The sequence below is a fragment of the Agrobacterium sp. DSM 25558 genome (assembly GCF_900100825.1).
Taxonomy (GTDB): domain Bacteria; phylum Pseudomonadota; class Alphaproteobacteria; order Rhizobiales; family Rhizobiaceae; genus Agrobacterium.
Window position 1 is genome coordinate 1 of record NZ_FMUD01000044.1, and the last position, 16,403, is coordinate 16,403.

The 16,403-nt window shown below is 56.5% G+C and carries 13 protein-coding genes; all 13 read right to left on the reverse strand.

Translation table 11 applies throughout. The features are described 5' to 3' along the window. Positions 1 to 959: 959 nt before the first annotated feature. Entirely contained in the window at positions 960 to 1,772 is an 813-nt protein-coding gene (locus tag DSM25558_RS29735) for a CatB-related O-acetyltransferase (protein ID WP_077107280.1), read from the reverse strand. A gap of 231 nt (positions 1,773 to 2,003) precedes the next feature. Beyond that, a complete protein-coding gene (locus tag DSM25558_RS24660) occupies positions 2,004 to 5,030 on the reverse strand; it encodes a tail fiber domain-containing protein (RefSeq protein ID WP_143240238.1) in 3,027 nt (1,008 codons plus the stop codon). A gap of 7 nt (positions 5,031 to 5,037) precedes the next feature. Next, positions 5,038 to 8,385, reverse strand: coding sequence for a TipJ family phage tail tip protein (locus DSM25558_RS24665; RefSeq protein WP_143240239.1), 3,348 nt, complete (start codon positions 8,383 to 8,385; stop codon positions 5,038 to 5,040). Next, positions 8,385 to 8,828 carry an NlpC/P60 family protein gene (locus DSM25558_RS24670; RefSeq protein ID WP_200800798.1) on the reverse strand — a complete coding sequence of 148 codons (444 nt, stop codon included), beginning with the start codon at positions 8,826 to 8,828 and terminating at the stop codon, positions 8,385 to 8,387. Before DSM25558_RS24670 ends, DSM25558_RS24665 begins: the two co-directional genes overlap by 1 nt. Beyond that, positions 8,825 to 9,349: a hypothetical protein gene (locus tag DSM25558_RS24675; protein WP_077107282.1), complete on the reverse strand. Its 525-nt coding sequence runs from the start codon at positions 9,347 to 9,349 to the stop codon at positions 8,825 to 8,827. Before DSM25558_RS24675 ends, DSM25558_RS24670 begins: the two co-directional genes overlap by 4 nt. A 184-nt stretch (positions 9,350 to 9,533) precedes the next feature. Then, positions 9,534 to 9,956, reverse strand: a complete 423-nt coding sequence (locus DSM25558_RS24685; RefSeq protein WP_077107284.1) for a hypothetical protein — start codon at positions 9,954 to 9,956, stop codon at positions 9,534 to 9,536. Beyond that, a complete protein-coding gene (locus DSM25558_RS24690) occupies positions 9,953 to 13,603 on the reverse strand; it encodes a phage tail length tape measure family protein (protein WP_077107285.1) in 3,651 nt (1,216 codons plus the stop codon). The genes DSM25558_RS24685 and DSM25558_RS24690 overlap by 4 nt, the downstream gene beginning before the upstream one ends. Continuing rightward, positions 13,600 to 13,938, reverse strand: a complete 339-nt coding sequence (locus tag DSM25558_RS24695) for a DUF1799 domain-containing protein (RefSeq protein ID WP_083716648.1) — start codon at positions 13,936 to 13,938, stop codon at positions 13,600 to 13,602. Before DSM25558_RS24695 ends, DSM25558_RS24690 begins: the two co-directional genes overlap by 4 nt. Positions 13,939 to 13,970: 32 nt before the next feature. Next, a complete protein-coding gene (locus DSM25558_RS24700; protein WP_077107286.1) occupies positions 13,971 to 14,345 on the reverse strand; it encodes a hypothetical protein in 375 nt (124 codons plus the stop codon). Positions 14,346 to 14,390: 45 nt separating this feature from the next. Beyond that, positions 14,391 to 15,326 carry a phage tail tube protein gene (locus tag DSM25558_RS24705; protein ID WP_077107287.1) on the reverse strand — a complete coding sequence of 312 codons (936 nt, stop codon included), beginning with the start codon at positions 15,324 to 15,326 and terminating at the stop codon, positions 14,391 to 14,393. Further along, entirely contained in the window at positions 15,319 to 15,483 is a 165-nt protein-coding gene (locus DSM25558_RS28885; protein WP_159442525.1) for a hypothetical protein, read from the reverse strand. The genes DSM25558_RS24705 and DSM25558_RS28885 overlap by 8 nt, the downstream gene beginning before the upstream one ends. Beyond that, the gene (locus DSM25558_RS24710; RefSeq protein WP_077107288.1) at positions 15,480 to 15,908 is read right to left on the reverse strand and encodes a phage tail terminator protein; all 429 of its coding nucleotides are present in this window, start codon (positions 15,906 to 15,908) and stop codon (positions 15,480 to 15,482) included. Before DSM25558_RS24710 ends, DSM25558_RS28885 begins: the two co-directional genes overlap by 4 nt. Continuing rightward, complete coding sequence (locus DSM25558_RS24715) at positions 15,899 to 16,387, reverse strand: gp436 family protein (protein ID WP_244554302.1); 489 nt, start codon at positions 16,385 to 16,387, stop codon at positions 15,899 to 15,901. Before DSM25558_RS24715 ends, DSM25558_RS24710 begins: the two co-directional genes overlap by 10 nt. Positions 16,388 to 16,403 lie beyond the last annotated feature (16 nt).

The window sequence follows — 16,403 nt, forward strand, 5'->3', positions numbered from 1 at the left end:
GAAACCTTGGAAACCTTGCCGGATAACCGGTCGGACATGTTCAAGGTCCGACCCTTCACCTTCCGGGCGGCAGGGCTTCATTGCTGAAACATCCCGCCTGCCAGTTCGGCCACATCTGCCTTCGTCCTGATCCGCGCCGATTGATCGAGGCGCGGGACAGGGTCGATCCGTTTTCCGCAAGGTCCGCATCCGCCAGCCCCGGCCGATTCGTCTCTAAGCGATCCGTCCGCACCATCTCTGGTGCGGGGCAGATGCAGCGTGTTCCTGTGTACCGCCTGACTTTCGCTTCAAGCTCCTCACGGTCGCGTTCGACCAGAAGCCGATGAGCTGTCGGTACACCCGGTGGCGGACGCGCCGGACCGCCGTGACCCGACACCGCAACCTTCAACGGTTTGCGGGCCAAGGCACAGCGGGCCGATGCGGACGGTAGAAGGGTTGCGCCAGCCGGTCCGAAACCGGCGCTGCCCCTTTTCCCGTACCACCGGGGAAATCGCTGCCAGACCCCGATGGTGAAGGTTTGCGTATGCCTTCACCACCAGCGCCGGTCCCGCCTCGCCGCAACGCCTTGCGGTGTATCCGAGGGCGGAACGGGGAGATTGTGCGGGTGATTCGCACGCCGTGGAGAAAAGTGCGGGGGGATTTTTTGAGGTTCTTGCGGGCTTTTGGGTAAGGTGTTGATTTTGTTGGGGAGTATTTTGCTGGAGAGGCTTAAGGGTGTGGCTTACCCCCCTTGTAACTTCCCTTCACCGTCCTTTGGCGTTTTAATGCCCTGTGCGGTGGCGGATGTGAGACCGAAGCCCCTTAGGGACTGTGGCGCGGCGCGACCTTTGGCGCAAACTCGCGTCAGCTTTGGCACACCAAAACAGACGCTTGCATATGTGGCGCGGCGCGGCCTTCTGGACAAAACGGCGTTAGCTTTCGGACACCAAAACAAACGCTTGCCTACCTGAAGGCTTTTTTTAGATTCCTTGTTGGCAAGGGATTCTTGTTGCCACGTCTTTTCTCGCTTCAATGTGATACTCGTCCGACCGATACTCAGGAAAGCCGAATGAGACCCTCTTCTCAAGCTCTGCGAGGGCCAATCCGGGTCGGGAAATATCAAGGCCCTTCAAAATGTCCGGCCCATATCTCCACCACTGAATTTGTAGAAGGCGATCAACGATCTCTTGATCAAACTTCATCCTCAAGTGCCGCGCGGGCACTCCCGCATGAATCTCATAAGGCCCAACGTCTTTGACTACCACCGATCCCGTTGCGATGACCGCGCCGTCGCCGATATGAACCCCACGAGCAATTGTTACGCGCCCGCCTATCCAGACATCATTCCCAATGACAATCTTTTTCTTCGTCGATTTAGCAAGATCATCGCGCAGCAACTTCACCTGTTTCTCTCTATCTGGATCAACGCCGAGACTATGAAAACCCGATGCCCATTCTGAGTCGAAGTCAGGAAAAAGGATGTGGGGTGAAAGCGCTTCGATTGAGTGCTCTGGATATCCGCAGACCAAATCTGGTCCTATTGCGCAGAACCTTCCGATAGTTTCGATATAACGAAGAGTAGCGTTTGAGTTGATGTATGTAAAAGCCCCAATACGGCCAACGTCGCCATACCTTCCACCCTCAATTCGGACGGGGGTTTCAACGATACCCGTCAGGCGGCTACCGAAAGCGCCCCAATGCGTATCGGCGCGGACATCAATCCCATTGGTCTCCGGCGCACCTGTCGGTAACGCCGGGCGTGCAGGGTGATATGATCCTTGTCGTAGTAGCATTTTGCCTCCCTGTATTTTTGCTACAACTACAACGATACATCAAATGCAATCAACCCACGGGGGCTTTAATCGCCGACATGTCAGCGTCTACTCGAACCTCACCGCAAGACAAGCAAGACAGATGGGTAACTATTCCATCTGATGCTTTTATTTTTGCATGGGTGGACCCGCATTTTTCGCACTTGGGGTCTACCTTCACGCCGTTAATCTCATACATTTTCGGTTTTCCTTTCAGTTCATACCGAGGTGTTTTTCCATATTCGACAATCGCTGCTCTTGACCGCGAAGAATGAAATACTGAAGACCGCTGTCTCTGAAGCTGTAGACGCTACCGGCTGCCTTCGTCGGATGGATGACAACCTCCTTCAAAACTACAGTATTTGGGGGCACCAAATGGTCGATCGGTAGCCTTGCGTCGGGCAGCGTAACGATTTGACCGTCATCCAGCCTGAGGAGAACACCGTCTGGAAGCTTCCCAACAGTAATTCCATCATCCACATGTTCTTCGATGATATCCCGAACTTCTTCCTCCGCGTTCCACTCATCGAAGCAAATGAAACTGTACGCGAATGGCTCCAAGTGATGGGCCTCCATGATTTCTATAACGCGCTGGACAGTGAGACCGACATGCAAACGTGCTGCCTCACCTTTCTCCCGAACCGCATCTTTGAATTTGAACACACCAATTTCTTTGGCGATCTGAGCGGATGCGGCAAGCTCCGCATCTGTTAAGGACGAAACTTGCCAATCTTCGTTTACCGGCGAGCCGTCTCGCAGAGCTTTCAACATCGCGTCCGACGTGTTGATAGTTGAGGTAGCGGCATAGACCACCGAGAAGCGGTTTGACGCTTGACCTATAGAGTGGGCGTTGTCGGCGTTCGGATAAGCATTGCCGTAAAAGACCGCGTTTCCAGTGGCCGGGATAGAGAACAGCGTTGTGCCTGACGTATTCAGCACCGAAAATGCATTGCTGGTCGCAATCAAAAGGGAATTTGATGGCGAGCGTGAAATGGTGACGGCCGTTGGGTTCGCGTCATACCCCAGATAGATCCTCGATGTAGTGGCCTGAACGTCAGACAAAAACCGAGCTTCGTTATAGGGTGTCCTGAAGTATCTGTTCGACAGAGAAGAATTGCTGAGAATCGTATCGCCATATTTGATGGGCAACCACGTCGAGAAAAAGGGAACCTGGCTTTCCAAAATCGACAGCAAATTGTGGTTTGTGGTAGAGGCAAGCCCACCAAAGCAGTTCGTAGCATCAGCTTCACCGATGATGGTTCCATCATGCTTCATTACGTAAGGCTGCGGGTTTTCTATCATGCATCCGAAAAATGCGTCACGAGCGCTTCTATCGATGCGCACGCAGAATGGCGCATATGATTGGAACCGACAATTGATGTAGCGATGCCCATGGATCGCCTTATTGCCGTTGACTGCAAGGCCGTCGATATTGAAGGCACCGCCGACATCCCAGTCGTCTGCTACGCTAGGAGATGCCTTCATATCGAACAAACGTTTGCGGGTATGATGAGTGCCGCCGAAAATTTGGCAGTTGATCATCTGGAAGTCTGACCAGCCCCAAAGCCCGCGAGTGTCAGCTACCGTTTCGCCGCGAAGCTGATCGTAATAGGCGGGACCGTAATCGGTGCCTCCGGTAGCGGGCTTCGCACCCTGAATGTTCACACCCCATCGACCACCAGCGGTGAATACCTGATCCATCAAGCATCCGTCACCACCAGTTCTAGCTACGCCTTGCGGATATTCAAATCCGCGCGGGCTAGAAAAGCGCGGCGTCAACTCACTTTGGGTGTTATCGCCCCAGATTTCTGCCATTCGAAAATAGCCAATGGACGCAACCCGACGAAGGGAAACGCCAAGGCGGCTACCGATGAATATGCCGACATCATAATCTGCGCCGAGATTATCCACGCTATCGGTCAACTCACTGGCTGGCCCACCGGCTGGCGGCTCGACATAAAGCCGAATAGCTACGCCTTCGATCTGCACTCCATCGTTCTGGATATTCAAAGCTACCGATAGCGGGCTGTCTTGTGGATCAGCCGCACTAGCCCGGTGGCGGATGCGCGTTCGAATACGCTTTGTGCCAACCCCCTTGAACAACAATGTTGAAGCATCTTGCCAGTTAAAAACAGGGCTCGACCAAGATGGCGTTATTGCACCGTTTACCCACTGGGCCGTGTTACCGGTGTAGCCGAAGCCCATACCTACGCCAACAAACCTCTGTCCTCGCGTTATAATTTCGAGTTCATCATTTAAAATGGCATAGGCACCAAAGTCGATATAAACGGTTCTGCCGGTATCAAGCGCCCGCTGAATGAACGGATAATTGTTGGTTTTGGACGTGTCTGCTCCGAAAGCCCGGATGTTTACACCACCGTTGTGGCCGTTGATTTGCTGAAGCAGCACACCGCCAGCCGTTGACACATGCCAATCGTTTCGCAAGGGCGAGAGGACTTCATAGACGAATGGGCCTGCCTCTACTCGACTTCCGTCCGATACTACAAACTCCGCCCCAACCGAGTAGCTGAGAACTTCTCTGTTGTCGTCAATCAACGCGGTGACTGTTTTGAATGTTGCCATCGAAACGACACCGCTAGCCGCCGACTCTGCTCTCGCTGCTGCTGCCTCTGCTGCAGCCAAAACAGCTATGCTCGTTTGATCGCTTAAGAGGCGGAGCACACTGTCGGCGACTAGAGCGATCAGCATCATCCCCTCAACTAGGCCACCTTCTGAGATATCAAACCCAGTCATAGTCTTGATGGTAAACGTCTTTTGCCCGTTGACAGTCACAGAAACTGGCGACGTTGTATTCGTCTCAGTTATAGGCAGCACAACCACGAGACCCTCGATAAGAGGAACCTTTGAGGTTGCTAAAATTGAATTGGCGCTCCCAGCTCCCGCATTATGCAAAACCGAAATCGAATAAGGCAGTGGAAGCGTCCAAACCCATTCATCCCCGGTCCACGACCAGACACCATTGTTGTCAGCATCCGGGTCATTGAACACCCACGCTGAAACCTTATCCGTCAGTATGGCCGCTTTCAGCGCCACTTCCGTGGCAAACAGCGGTGCCTGAAACCCTGCCAGATCGAGCGGCGACGTTGCTGCCAGTTGCACGGCGAGATCAGTTGTCGCCTGCACGCCGGTCGATCCGTCGCGGTTCACGATAATTTCGTCAGATACGGCGGTCTGGTAGGCGATATTCGTCGTCATAACGGGAGGTAGGATAGCGTTCATGATGTCCTCAAAGGATGGTCACGGAGAAGGGACCGGCGACGGGGCCGGGAATGCCATCTGCGTTTTGGGGTTCAAGCCAGAAGTAATGGATGCCTTGGGCAAGGCAGGTGGATGTTTCGAGATAGGTGACAGCGTTATCGACCGATCCGGCAAAGGAGGCGGAGGCAGCAAGCGCGAAGGTGTTGTTGCCAGTGACCGCCTGAATACGGTCGCTGAAGGTGCCGTTAGAGGTGCGGGCCGTTCCGTTGCGGGTCGATCCGCCCAGCAGCTCTGGCGTGATATTCCCGGCTGTCACATCTGAGAGCAGGAAGGAAATTCGGTAATACTTGCCACTCTCTGCGGCGAGTGGTTGCGAAAGCGTGCTGGCCGTCCCTGCTGTTTTGGTTGCCTTTCCGGCTGGGATCGCCCAGCCGTCGCCAGCCGTCCAAGTGCCTGCATTGTCCATTGCGCCGTTCAGCAACAGGTTCTGGCGCGTGGTGTCGCCCACGGGTGCGGTATAGCTGCGGGATGGCTGGACAGTCAGAAGCGATACGGCATCAGTCGCACGATTAAGAACCGACGAGGTGGAGCGGTAGAGCTGGACTAGCGACACATTCGCATCGTCGCCGGTGGCGAACTGGACAACAGCCGCACCGAGCAATGCGCCCACGGTGACCATGCTGGATGGCAGAGCAGTCGGAATGCCGATATCGTCGGCACCTACCGTAAAGGTGATAACCGCTGTGAATGCTCCCGGCGTTCCATTGCCTGATAGCGCACGGGCGCGCATCTGAACCACCGCACCGTTCACGTACATCATGAGCGAGCCGCCGCCGTCCGCAGCGGGAACGGTAATGGTGTTCCAAACCGTCGCGCCATTAGCCCGGTGCTGCACTTCAAACGTGGAGCTTGGCACAGAGCCGCTGCCAGCCTGTATGAGATAATCGATGCGATTGACTTCATCGGTGCCGGTGAAACCGGATCGAATAGAGCTGAAACGCGGCGTGGGTGGAAGCAATGCGCTTTCGGGGATTTCAGCACCGGCGCGACCGGACCACGGCGGAATGACTTCAGCATCCAGCAATTCGTCAATGATTGGGGCTGCGTCGATCAGTCGAAGATGAGACGAGAAGTCCTCGCCCGCCTCGACACCTGTCACCACTACGGGATAATCCACTGTGGAAGCCTCACCAAAGTGGATGAGATCACCGGCAATCGGCATTTCGCCAATGCCGTTCACAAGCAGCACGCTTTTCTCACCGGGCGTTTTCACCAGCGTTCTAACGATGGAGCTGCCTATGGTGTCTTCAATGGTGAGGCCAGTGCGAAAGCGGACAGCGTAGCCTTTGCCGTCTTCCATGGTCACGACCTCATCAATCTCGATGAAGCGGCCAGCCGTGGATTTCACGCGGGCCGCGACCTGGACACGGTTGATGATGTCGCTGGAAAGCTGAACGAGGTCGCCACGGGTTGCGACCCGGATCGGGCCGTCCTGCGAGACTGTGTACACGTCTGGCCTGTGCGTCGCCTCGTACATGCGGCGACGCGCTTCCAGATAGATTTCGTCGGGGTCAGTTTTCCCCGGTAGCTCCAGCTCTTCCAGAAGCAAGAGGCTTCCAGCTTCTTTGCCCGGCCATGGAACGATGCGTTCCGCCGCTTTATAATCGTTCGTCGCATCCTGAAACGATACGCGGAAGCCATCGGGTGGCTCGACGTAAGAACGGGAAATCCGCAGATCATAGCTGTTTCGTGGGCTGACGTGGTCAACCCTAAGCTTGTCGGGGCGATCAATTGTCACGGACCATTTCAGGCCATCATGACGTGGACTGCCACGGCCTGCGGCGGCGATCTCCGTCAGGAGGTCGCGGAGCGTGGTGGTTTTCTCCTCGATAACGCGATCATATTTCAAGTCCTTCAGGCGGCAGAAATCGTGCCAGTCCGCCAGCGCTTCCAGATCAAGCGCAGTATCTGAAACGGCTTTTGGATTGGCGGGTGACTGAAAGACGTAGCGGTATAACGAAGCCGGATTTTTGGTCTCCCGCTCGATCCATGCCCCGCTCGTATGCTCGTAATCAAGGCAGGGCCGTGAAACCAGTGCGTTGAAATTGTCGAGCTGACCGTTGAGCTGATGTGTCGCTTTAATGCGAAGTGCAACAAGCGCCAGCGGGTGCGGAAAGTTCAGCGGATATTCCGGGCGAATTGTCTGCAATCCTGCCCAGCTCGTGCGCTGCTGGATTTTTGAATCGTTGGTTTCTGCCGTTAGCATCGTGCAGCTGACCTGCCATCTGCCACGAGTCGGAAAGGTCCATGTGTGCTGGCGATAGAAAGCCTCTAGCTTGCGGGCGCGTACCGTGATGGTTTTGACTGCCTGCCATTCTTCAGCGTCAATTCGGCGCTGATCGATGCGGATAGTCACGGTATGATTGACCGGATTACCCTTGTCATTGAACCGGACGAGGCCACCCGGCCACGCGAGAATGACGCTCGCGCCTGAAGCATCGCCACCGGTGGTTCTGACAACACGATCTTCTTCAGGTGAACTGCCGCTGATGATTTCACCGCGATCATCACGTGGATACGGCATCAGCAGTTCAGCGCCGACGCTTTCTTCCATGACTTGGCGCGGAAACATCGAAAGAGGCTCATCGTCGGGCCTGCCTTCTCGAACCTGAATATCTACCTCGTCATATTCTGACAAAGATGTGTCACCGATCTGGAAACCAGAAAGGGAAAGCGGCCCGTATCCGAAGCAAAACAGGCAGCGCAGATATTGCCAGTCGCCAACGATCTCGCTGTAAGTGTAAGCCCCGAACGGCGGCGCATAGCGCGTGGTGCCAAGCGGAAGGGGAACGGCGGCATCAGGCTCAAGTCGGTTACGCCATCCGGTGATGCTGTACCGATTTTCGGCGTTAAGAGATTGCGGCGGCTTGGGCGGCGGTATCAGTGCGTTGATCAGGAGATTGCCGATCACGGTCACGCCAAGACCAATCAAGCCTGCCGCAAGGCCCGTGGAGATACCGAGCGCACTCGCCACCGGAATAGCCCAGAACTGACCAAGTGCGACCGCTGCGATGGCGACGACAATCGACAGGATCGATTTTAGCGCATTCTTTCCCGGCACGATGCGAATGACGACACGAACGCCCTCACGAGGACGAACCGAACGCCAGTGTTCCGCAGCAATGATGATGGAGCCGCGTTCGCTGACGATGGCAACACGGCAATGATGCCAGTCGTTAGAAGACAGGTTTGGCAGCGCGGCTCTAACGATTTCCGCTATGGTTGAGCCTACAGGCATGGCGATGTCGATGCGCCCAGCGGCTGGATCAATCATCGGCGCGGCAAGCACAGGAATGAGGGCCGTTTGCGCGGGCATCAATCTGCCCTCGAAATCATATTGACGTGGCGATATGTGCCGGTGTGCCGATGACCCCAAGCACCCGAACGGTAGCTTTCCACCTTGGCGCAATCGTCTTCGGCCACGTGGATCATCAGGCCGTGATGGACCACAATCCCGACATGGGTATCAAGTCGGCCGCGACGGAAAACGGAAATATCAAAGGCGATGGCGATACCGCTGACTGGCATCCACAATGGTGATGTTGTGGCACCGGAAACCAGCGCTGCGATTTCGCCATGCTCTTCCACCGAACCGTAACCGAGATAGTCAGGCAACCGAATGCCAAGCTCCTCGCGGTAAATGGTGCAGGCCAGCCCCCAGCAGTCGCAGCCGTCGCGATCTCTCCCGAATTCCAAATAGGGAACACCCACGAAGCGGTCGCTCCAATGCTGATCTATAACGCGGTTCATGGAATTCATTTGTGCAGCCCCGGAAATGTTCTTGCGGTCATTCGGCCACCCGGCACGTACTCCAGCTCAATCTCCTCCCGGCTGATCGAGAGTGAGATTTCCCCGGCATCGATGTCGGCAGAGATGATGTTGAGATCGGTGTATTCGGCTTCGATCAGGTTCGGTGACGAGGCCATGACCACCGCCATGTGGATCGTCGCGGGTGACGTGAACGAGCGCACCAGATTGACGATTTCCTGATCCAGATTTTCGAGGACGATCTGTGCTGTCGCTGGAGCATCCTCCAAATCGGAAGGCATGACTGCTGACGCGACGATCCACAAAAAAGGATCTCGGATCGGATTGGCACCGCGCCATGTGGAGCGTGTCCCGTAATAAAGAGGGTCGCTCGAAAGGCGTTCGGTATTATCAGTTGAAAGCCGGATAGGCTTTTCCAGTTCGGGATGCTCGATCTGAAACAGCGCGACATAGATTTCAGCTGATGCCTGTGCATCCTGCGCCATTCGAGCGTTGAAGCTGACGCGTCTCATGGGCGCTTGTCCAGAAGGATCACACCATCAGGATTACTTGCGCATCCGAGTTTCGGGCAGGCTTCATAATTGTGGTTTTGACCGCCGCAATAGGCGCAACGAAGATGGAGACGGGCAGTGCTGCCGCCCCATGTCTTTGGGCAATACTCGTAATTATGCTGGTTTGAGCCGCAGTAGGTACATCTCATGGCATCACCTCGACTGAAAACGAAAAACGGAATTCGACGCCCTGAACAGTTTCCACCGGTAGGCTTCCGCCAAAAGTCACGAGCCAACGCCGCGCCATGAGAATGCGGGCACCACCACTGGTGAGCAGCGCCGCGCCGTCGCTGGTTCCGAGCGCCCAACCTTCCGTGGTTGGATCGGGCATCCAAAACAGCAATGATCCGCCTTTGGTGTCGCGCTGGAAGAAACGGTCGAACCGTTCCTTGCCGTTGCGATTGACGACGATGGATAGGGATACCGTGCGCGAGGCAGACGAAAAACGGCGGCGGTAGCTTACCGGGCCAGCATCAGACCGGCGCTTCAGGCGCGCATCCTGCGGGCTGGATTGCCATGTGCCGCGTTCGGGTTTTGGGAGGTCAGTCGGCCAGATCGGGTGCGTCATCGTCTGATCCCCGGAGCCTTCAGCCTGAATTCACGCTGCATGGCGTTGCGCATAGGGTTGCCACGCTGACTGACGGTTGCCGCAACCTGTTGACCGATGGACATCGTGACCTGACGGTTGCCCCTGTTATCGGTGGTCTCTTCCGTGCGGACTTCTTGACCGGAGTAATTATTCACAGAGATGGACACGCCCGAAGCGGCGTTAGAATTGGCAGCGACAGCGGACGGATAGACAGAACCGGCGCTGACATAGCCGCCAGTATCGTAACCGCGCAGCAAGCCCTTGTGCATCGCATCCAGCTTCGGCACGCCAATCTTCTGAACAGCCTTTTTTGAGAATACGAACTCGTCAGCATGAACCACGCCCGCAATGTCTTTCGTCTGGCCGGGGCCAGTCCATCCGCCCACATCAAAAAGGCCGGCGCTTCCAGATGCGATTGCAGCCGCCGTCTGCGGTGACGCATTGAGGATCGACTGGTTGAGGCCACCGCCGAACAGGCCTCCGAACAGCTTGCTGAAGAAACCACCGATGCCGCCGCCGCCAGCGCTGGGAGCCGATGGAAACAAGCTTGTCAGGTTCTGGCCGAACTGACTGAAACCCGTACCGAGATTGCCGAGGCCTTGCGCAGCGATGTTGGTGCTTTGCGTTGCCGAGCCGAGGGCAGCATTGAATTTCTGGACATAGGCAGTGCCTGACGTGCCGAGTATATCTTTTGCTGTCCCGCCACTACCAACAGAACCCGGACCGCCAAACCATGCCTGCGCTGCACCGGACGCGCCGTATTTCGAGGTGTAGCCACCGAATATTTTCTTGAATACGGCGTCCTGCGCAGATGAATTACCGAGGAATTGCTCTGGCGTGAGAGACTGGCCGAGTGCCTGTTTCGTCCATGATGGAACATTTGCCCCCATGACCTGATAGGCACCATAGGCACGGTCGCCGGTGCGGGTGATCGGGCCGAGTGCATTGTAGTTGCCACCGCTCTCAATCGACTTGATTGCCTTGGCGTAGGCATCCATCGAACCGGGGAACTGCAAAATGTTGGAGTTGTCATTCGCGGCATTGTTGCCGAGGAGGCCACCAAGACCGCCCGCCATGCCACCGTTGATCATAACGCTGGCTGCTGTAACGGACATGGTGCCGACAGATTGACCGAGCGCCTGGCTAACGAGTGAGGCCGGGTCTTTCTCGCCGCCGCCCATCAACCGCGTAAAAATACCCGTGATGCCGCCGATGTCGTTTGCGGTTCCCTTGTTAGTGCCAAGAAGGGCGTTGCTCAGGTTTGCCTTGATGTCGTCTTTGACAAACCCGGTCAGGGCATCTTTCACGGCATCGAGCGCGCCGCCCAAGTCACCATCGGAAAGCTTGTCCACGACACCGCCAATCGCGTCTTCGCCAGCTTGCTTAACGCGGTTCCAAGCATCCTCCTGCCTTTCAATTTCCCGTGTCAGCTTTGCAGTCTCGACAGCCTTTTCACGCATTAGCGCGGCTTCCCGGCTGGTCGTTGACAGGCCCATGCTTCTGATGCGCTGTTCTGTCTCCAGAAGGGCTATCGCCTCGCCCCGCGTCGATGCGCTCGCGCCGACAAGGTCTTTTTCAAGCCGGAGCTGTTCAAGCTTGTCATTCTGGCCCCGCATATATTCCATAACGGAAGCGCGTTTTTCCTCTGCGGCAAGGCCCGCATAGCCAGAGCGTAAATCTTCGACTTGCTTCAGAAGCATGGCCTTTTCATCGCCTTCGGCTTTGGCCGCAGCGGCGATCAACGGGCGAAGTGCTGCTTCTTCCTGAAGCATGCGATTTGCATCGGCAGACGTGATGGCACCGGATGCTACCAGCGAATTCAGACGACCACGCGTCTCGACTTCCACCTTCATGTCGGCAGCTTGCGAAGACGCCGTCGCGATTGTTTCCTCGATCACCCGGTTGCGTGCGCGGGCCGCTTCGGTCGCAATTGTTTCGGCAGAAACTTCCTGATCCGCCATTTGCAGGCGGGAGCGGCGCGCTTCCAGTTCGGCGCGCAAAAGCGGGTTTCGCTCATTGGCGATCTGGATTTCAAGCCGGTCTAGCTCGTTAGAGCGCTGCTGACGATTGATCAGCGCATCGAGCACACGCGTTTTGGCGTCGATGGCAGCATTGTTTTGGGCTTCATCGACACCCTTCAATCCGCTGCCGCTTCTAAGTGCGGCAATATCATTGCGGAGTTTTTGCTCCTGCATACTCCGGGCATTGGCAGGCGATGCCTCATACAGGGTCACGGCTGCAACGCTGCGGCGGTTTTCTTCCGCTGCCCGCTTTCGCTCGGCGGCAGCTTCGTCTTGAAGGCGCTTTTCTTCTTGCAACTGCTTCAGCCTAGCGGGGCTGACAATGTCCGCTGTCGTGAACGGATTGAGCAGATCGCGGAAACCCAGACCTGACGACAGACGCTTTTGCGCCGCTTCAGCTTCTGCAACCTGCTCGTCCAGCGTCGGGCCGGAAATCTGACGATCCAGAAAGCTACCGACATTATCGAAAGCGTTGCTGGCACCACGGGCAACAGCGTCCCATGCCCGGCCAAGTGCGGTTGTCGCCTCGCTGGCGTCAGCAAGCTGACTTGGTAGGGCCTTCAGCAACACGGCCTGCGCTTCGGACTGGCGGTTCTGCGCGGCAAGATTAGTTGCTTGACGGGCGGTCGCCGCGTCGATCAGGCCATATTTCTGGTAGAGCGTTTCAGCAGCTTTTGCGGGGTCTGCAAACATTTCGGCCAGCATCGACCCGGCTTCAGCCGTGGTGATGCCCATAGTCGCGCCGAAATCCTTGGAAACACTGATCAGGGCTTCGAAGTTCTGCGAACCAATCCGGCCCGTGCGCAGGAACTGCGCTTCCATGGTGCGGGCGGCAGATGTGGAAATTCCGGCCACGCTGGCACCGGCCTGCGCGGCAGCTTCCATGTCGGCCGCGCTGCCAGCAACAGCACGACCGAGGCCAGAAGCAGCGGTTTCGACTTCCTTGGTAGATCGCAGATATCCGCTGTAGGCGATAGCGCCCAAGGCAACAACTGTGGTCAAACCCGCAATACCGACAGTCAGAGGCGTGATGGCACGGGCAGCGCCACCAGCGATGACACGAAAATCCTTCAGCGCTTCATTCACGCCGCCCTGACCAGCATAAAGCTGCGCGATCTGCGGGAGCTGCTGGGCCGCAATCATCGGCAAAGGCATTCCACCGGCAATGCCCTGTCCAATATCGAATGTCTGATAGGTCAGGTTCTGGCGGCGATTGCGGTCGCGGCGCTCGTTATCGTTCGCCGGTGGAACTGGCGGGACAGGTGGCGCGGGTGGAGCTGGCGGTGTTGCTGGGTTCTGCGGCGACTGCGGTTGCGTCTGGCGCGGCCTGCGGCCCGGTGTCGTCGGCGTGACAGCGCCAGAGGCTTCCAACGCTTCCTGCCGCGCCTTGGCTTCCGCCTTTGTCAGCGCATTGGTGACATCGGCATTTTTGCGGGCGGCTTCTGTGTCGCGGTTCATCGCCGCTGCTTCCTTGTCAAAGGCAGCAGCGGTTTTGGTGACCTCATTTCCTAACGCGGCAACATCGTTGCGCAGTTCGTTGGTGGCATTCTTCGCAGCAGCGGCTTGCGCCCGGAAGATCAACTCGAATTCCATCTGTCTGCTCATTCGGGCGCACCTCTCAGAACAGACCGCGCCTCAAGCTCCATAACCTGAAGATCGGCAAAGACAGCGTTAGGGAATTCATATTGGCGAAGAACGATGTCGACGGCGACGTAATCAAGACCAAGCCAAATGAGCTTTTTGGCACCGGCAATCACCCGCCACTGCGTTTCGCAGGCGAGAAATGCGAGCACACTTTCCCAGTTGGTCGCAAACACCTTGAATGCCTCATCTTCTTCGGAAGTGATGTCGGAGGGGTCGATTTCCATACCCATCCACTCGAATTGCGCCGCCACGTCTTCATCCAGACTGGCGACACTAGCGGGATCGGGGCGGCCCATTTCGGCATAGGCCCACGCCCGTGCCGCCGCCTTCAGTTTCCCAAGCGGGCTTCGTCGCCCCTGAGACTTTCGGAATAGGCCTGATAGACGCCTTGGCGGAACCAACTGATGTTGAGCGCTTGCGTCACGGTTTCAGGAGTGAACGCGATAGCGCCACCGTCGTTGTCCACGACATCGTCCCAATTCTTGCAAACCTTGGCGAGCTGCTTGACCTCATGAGCCTCACGCTCACGCTGTGTCGTCAGCTTATCGTGTGCTTCCTGTGCGGCGATCGCCTCTTCACGATGCTGCGGCTCGAACTGCATTTTCAGCGTGCGTTCGAGGATTTTGCCGGGTTCGTCAGGATGCGGAGCACGCACCGTGACAGGCCACCAGTAGCTGTAGGTTTCTGCAAGAACGAATTTCATGTGGTTTTCTCCTGAAGGACTTCGAAGGGTGAAAAAGGCGGACGGTTACTTGAAGGTGATTTTCAGTTCGTCCAGGCCGTCAACCGGGCATAGATCGAGCGCCAGCGAATAATTCGTGATGCCGTCCGTTTGGCCTTGTGTCGGTTCCCCGACTTCGACGGCGGGCGCGGTGATCTCGACAATATTTCCGGCGACGGTTCCGTGCGTGATGGACAAATCCCCGCTTTCCCGCGTCAGCGCCTTGTTGAACCAATTGGTGGTCGCAAGTTTGCGCGCTTCAACCACGGCTGTGCCAGTGGCCGAACGATTGGAAATCAAAACCTTTTCGTCACCGATCAGGAAGCGCGGCGTCAGCGTGTTTCCGACATCGAGAGACAGGCTTTCCGCAACTGACGGCCAGCCGTGCAGCAACATCTGGGTGTTGGCCTTGCTGACGTGAAGTGGCTTTGCCCAACCCGCTTTGCTGATGACCGGCATTGCGGCGATATCGGTGATCGTGCCGAGCATGCCGACAATGGTGGTTCGCCATTTTGGATAGTTTTTTGGCTGGTAGTTCGGCGCGAAATTCGCCTTCGCACCAACGAATATGTGCCGCACCTTGTCGGAGATGAAGTAGATCGTGACCGTTTCGCCACTTTCTTCAATGATCGTGTAATCAACCTTTGTGCCGGCAGTTACTGTTTCAGCAAAATTGGCAGCACGAAGTAGTGAGCTATATTTCGGTGGCGTTCCGGCTACACCGGAGCCTGTTAACTCGATATCCCCTTCGATACGGCCATAAATACCGGCGAGGACAACACCCTGATTACCCATGTAGGGCAACATCAGATCGCGAGAAACACGCTCACCTGTCATCGGGGTGAATGTCACGTTGGACATGATGATGGCATCGGCAGCAACCGGTTCGGCGTCCTCGCCGGGATCGGTTTCGATCTTCGACAGAATGCCGAGCTTACGGTGAAAACGGGGTTCTTCAGACATTGCGGCCTCTTTTTACTAGAGCGGCCTTTTCGACCGGTTGCGGGATTTCAGGTTCAAAGGAGGTGACGGAAGGCTGAATGGCGGCTTCCGTCACTTTGGTGATCGCCCCGGTTTCGGGATCGCGGACGTACTGCCCGCCGCTTGTTGGCTGGTTCATGGTGTGTCCTTGGCTGTGAGGTAACGGGACGTTTCCCAGATGCCGACGAAGATCGTCACGCCGTTAGGCATGGGCGTGGGTTCGGTCCCAACAAGCTCGCAGGGATCGCTGCCATCGGTCGGCTCCCAGCCGGTCAAGGCATCTTCGATCTCGCCTTTAAAACGGTCGAATTGTTCAGCACGCATCTTGCCGGTGTTATCGCTGTGATAACGAAGGATGGTCGCGACGAGAAAGCGCACCTGAACAAGTTGGCGGTGTCCGGTCGCAAGTCTGTTCGGGCTGGCCTTTTCAGGCTGCGGGACAACAAATGTCGTGGTGCTGGCGCGTTGAACGCCCTTGGCAACAACGTCCAAATCTTCGGCAAATTCGACGCTGGCAAGGGAAGGAGCGTTAGATTGCAGTTGCTCGATAATGCTTACAAACATTTCCAGCCCCTCAAACCGCGAGCGTCGAAAACTTCATCTGGTGCGGAAAACATGACGGTGCCAGAACTGGAAGCAGGCGTTTCGACGCCAGCGACAGGCAAGGAAATCTGGCCGCGTGCGACCTTTTCAAGGGACGCGATAGCCCGCTTGTAGTCCTCTTCCACATATTCCGGTGGTCCCTGATAATGCAGGCGGTGACGCGCAATATCGATTGCCCACGTAGTGACGAGGTCGGGAACGGAGGCAAAGGGAAGGCTGTATTTTGTGCCGACATAGCCGTTCACCAGATTGTCGGCATGTTCTAACGCTTCGGAAATCACATCGGCATCGATCTCGCCATCGCGATCACGGTCGGCAATCTGCCGGATCTCGCTTTCACCGGCGCGGGCTATCAGATCGGCAAGCGTGGCATAGGTCACGGGCGGCACCAGAAACGTTAGGAAATGGGGTGAAAACGAGCGGGCAGAATGATGTGGCAATCTGCCCGCTCGAAAG

What these genes read in the sequence shown, in the direction of transcription:
- DSM25558_RS29735 (WP_077107280.1), bottom strand. Translation starts at nt 1,772, where the DNA reads ATGCTACTACGACAAGGATCATATCACCCTGCACGCCCGGCGTTACCG.
- DSM25558_RS24660 (WP_143240238.1), bottom strand. Translation starts at nt 5,030, where the DNA reads ATGAACGCTATCCTACCTCCCGTTATGACGACGAATATCGCCTACCAG.
- DSM25558_RS24665 (WP_143240239.1), bottom strand. Translation starts at nt 8,385, where the DNA reads ATGCCCGCGCAAACGGCCCTCATTCCTGTGCTTGCCGCGCCGATGATT.
- DSM25558_RS24670 (WP_200800798.1), bottom strand. Translation starts at nt 8,828, where the DNA reads ATGAATTCCATGAACCGCGTTATAGATCAGCATTGGAGCGACCGCTTC.
- DSM25558_RS24675 (WP_077107282.1), bottom strand. Translation starts at nt 9,349, where the DNA reads ATGAGACGCGTCAGCTTCAACGCTCGAATGGCGCAGGATGCACAGGCA.
- DSM25558_RS24685 (WP_077107284.1), bottom strand. Translation starts at nt 9,956, where the DNA reads ATGACGCACCCGATCTGGCCGACTGACCTCCCAAAACCCGAACGCGGC.
- DSM25558_RS24690 (WP_077107285.1), bottom strand. Translation starts at nt 13,603, where the DNA reads ATGAGCAGACAGATGGAATTCGAGTTGATCTTCCGGGCGCAAGCCGCT.
- DSM25558_RS24695 (WP_083716648.1), bottom strand. Translation starts at nt 13,938, where the DNA reads ATGGGCCGCCCCGATCCCGCTAGTGTCGCCAGTCTGGATGAAGACGTG.
- DSM25558_RS24700 (WP_077107286.1), bottom strand. Translation starts at nt 14,345, where the DNA reads ATGAAATTCGTTCTTGCAGAAACCTACAGCTACTGGTGGCCTGTCACG.
- DSM25558_RS24705 (WP_077107287.1), bottom strand. Translation starts at nt 15,326, where the DNA reads ATGTCTGAAGAACCCCGTTTTCACCGTAAGCTCGGCATTCTGTCGAAG.
- DSM25558_RS28885 (WP_159442525.1), bottom strand. Translation starts at nt 15,483, where the DNA reads ATGAACCAGCCAACAAGCGGCGGGCAGTACGTCCGCGATCCCGAAACC.
- DSM25558_RS24710 (WP_077107288.1), bottom strand. Translation starts at nt 15,908, where the DNA reads ATGTTTGTAAGCATTATCGAGCAACTGCAATCTAACGCTCCTTCCCTT.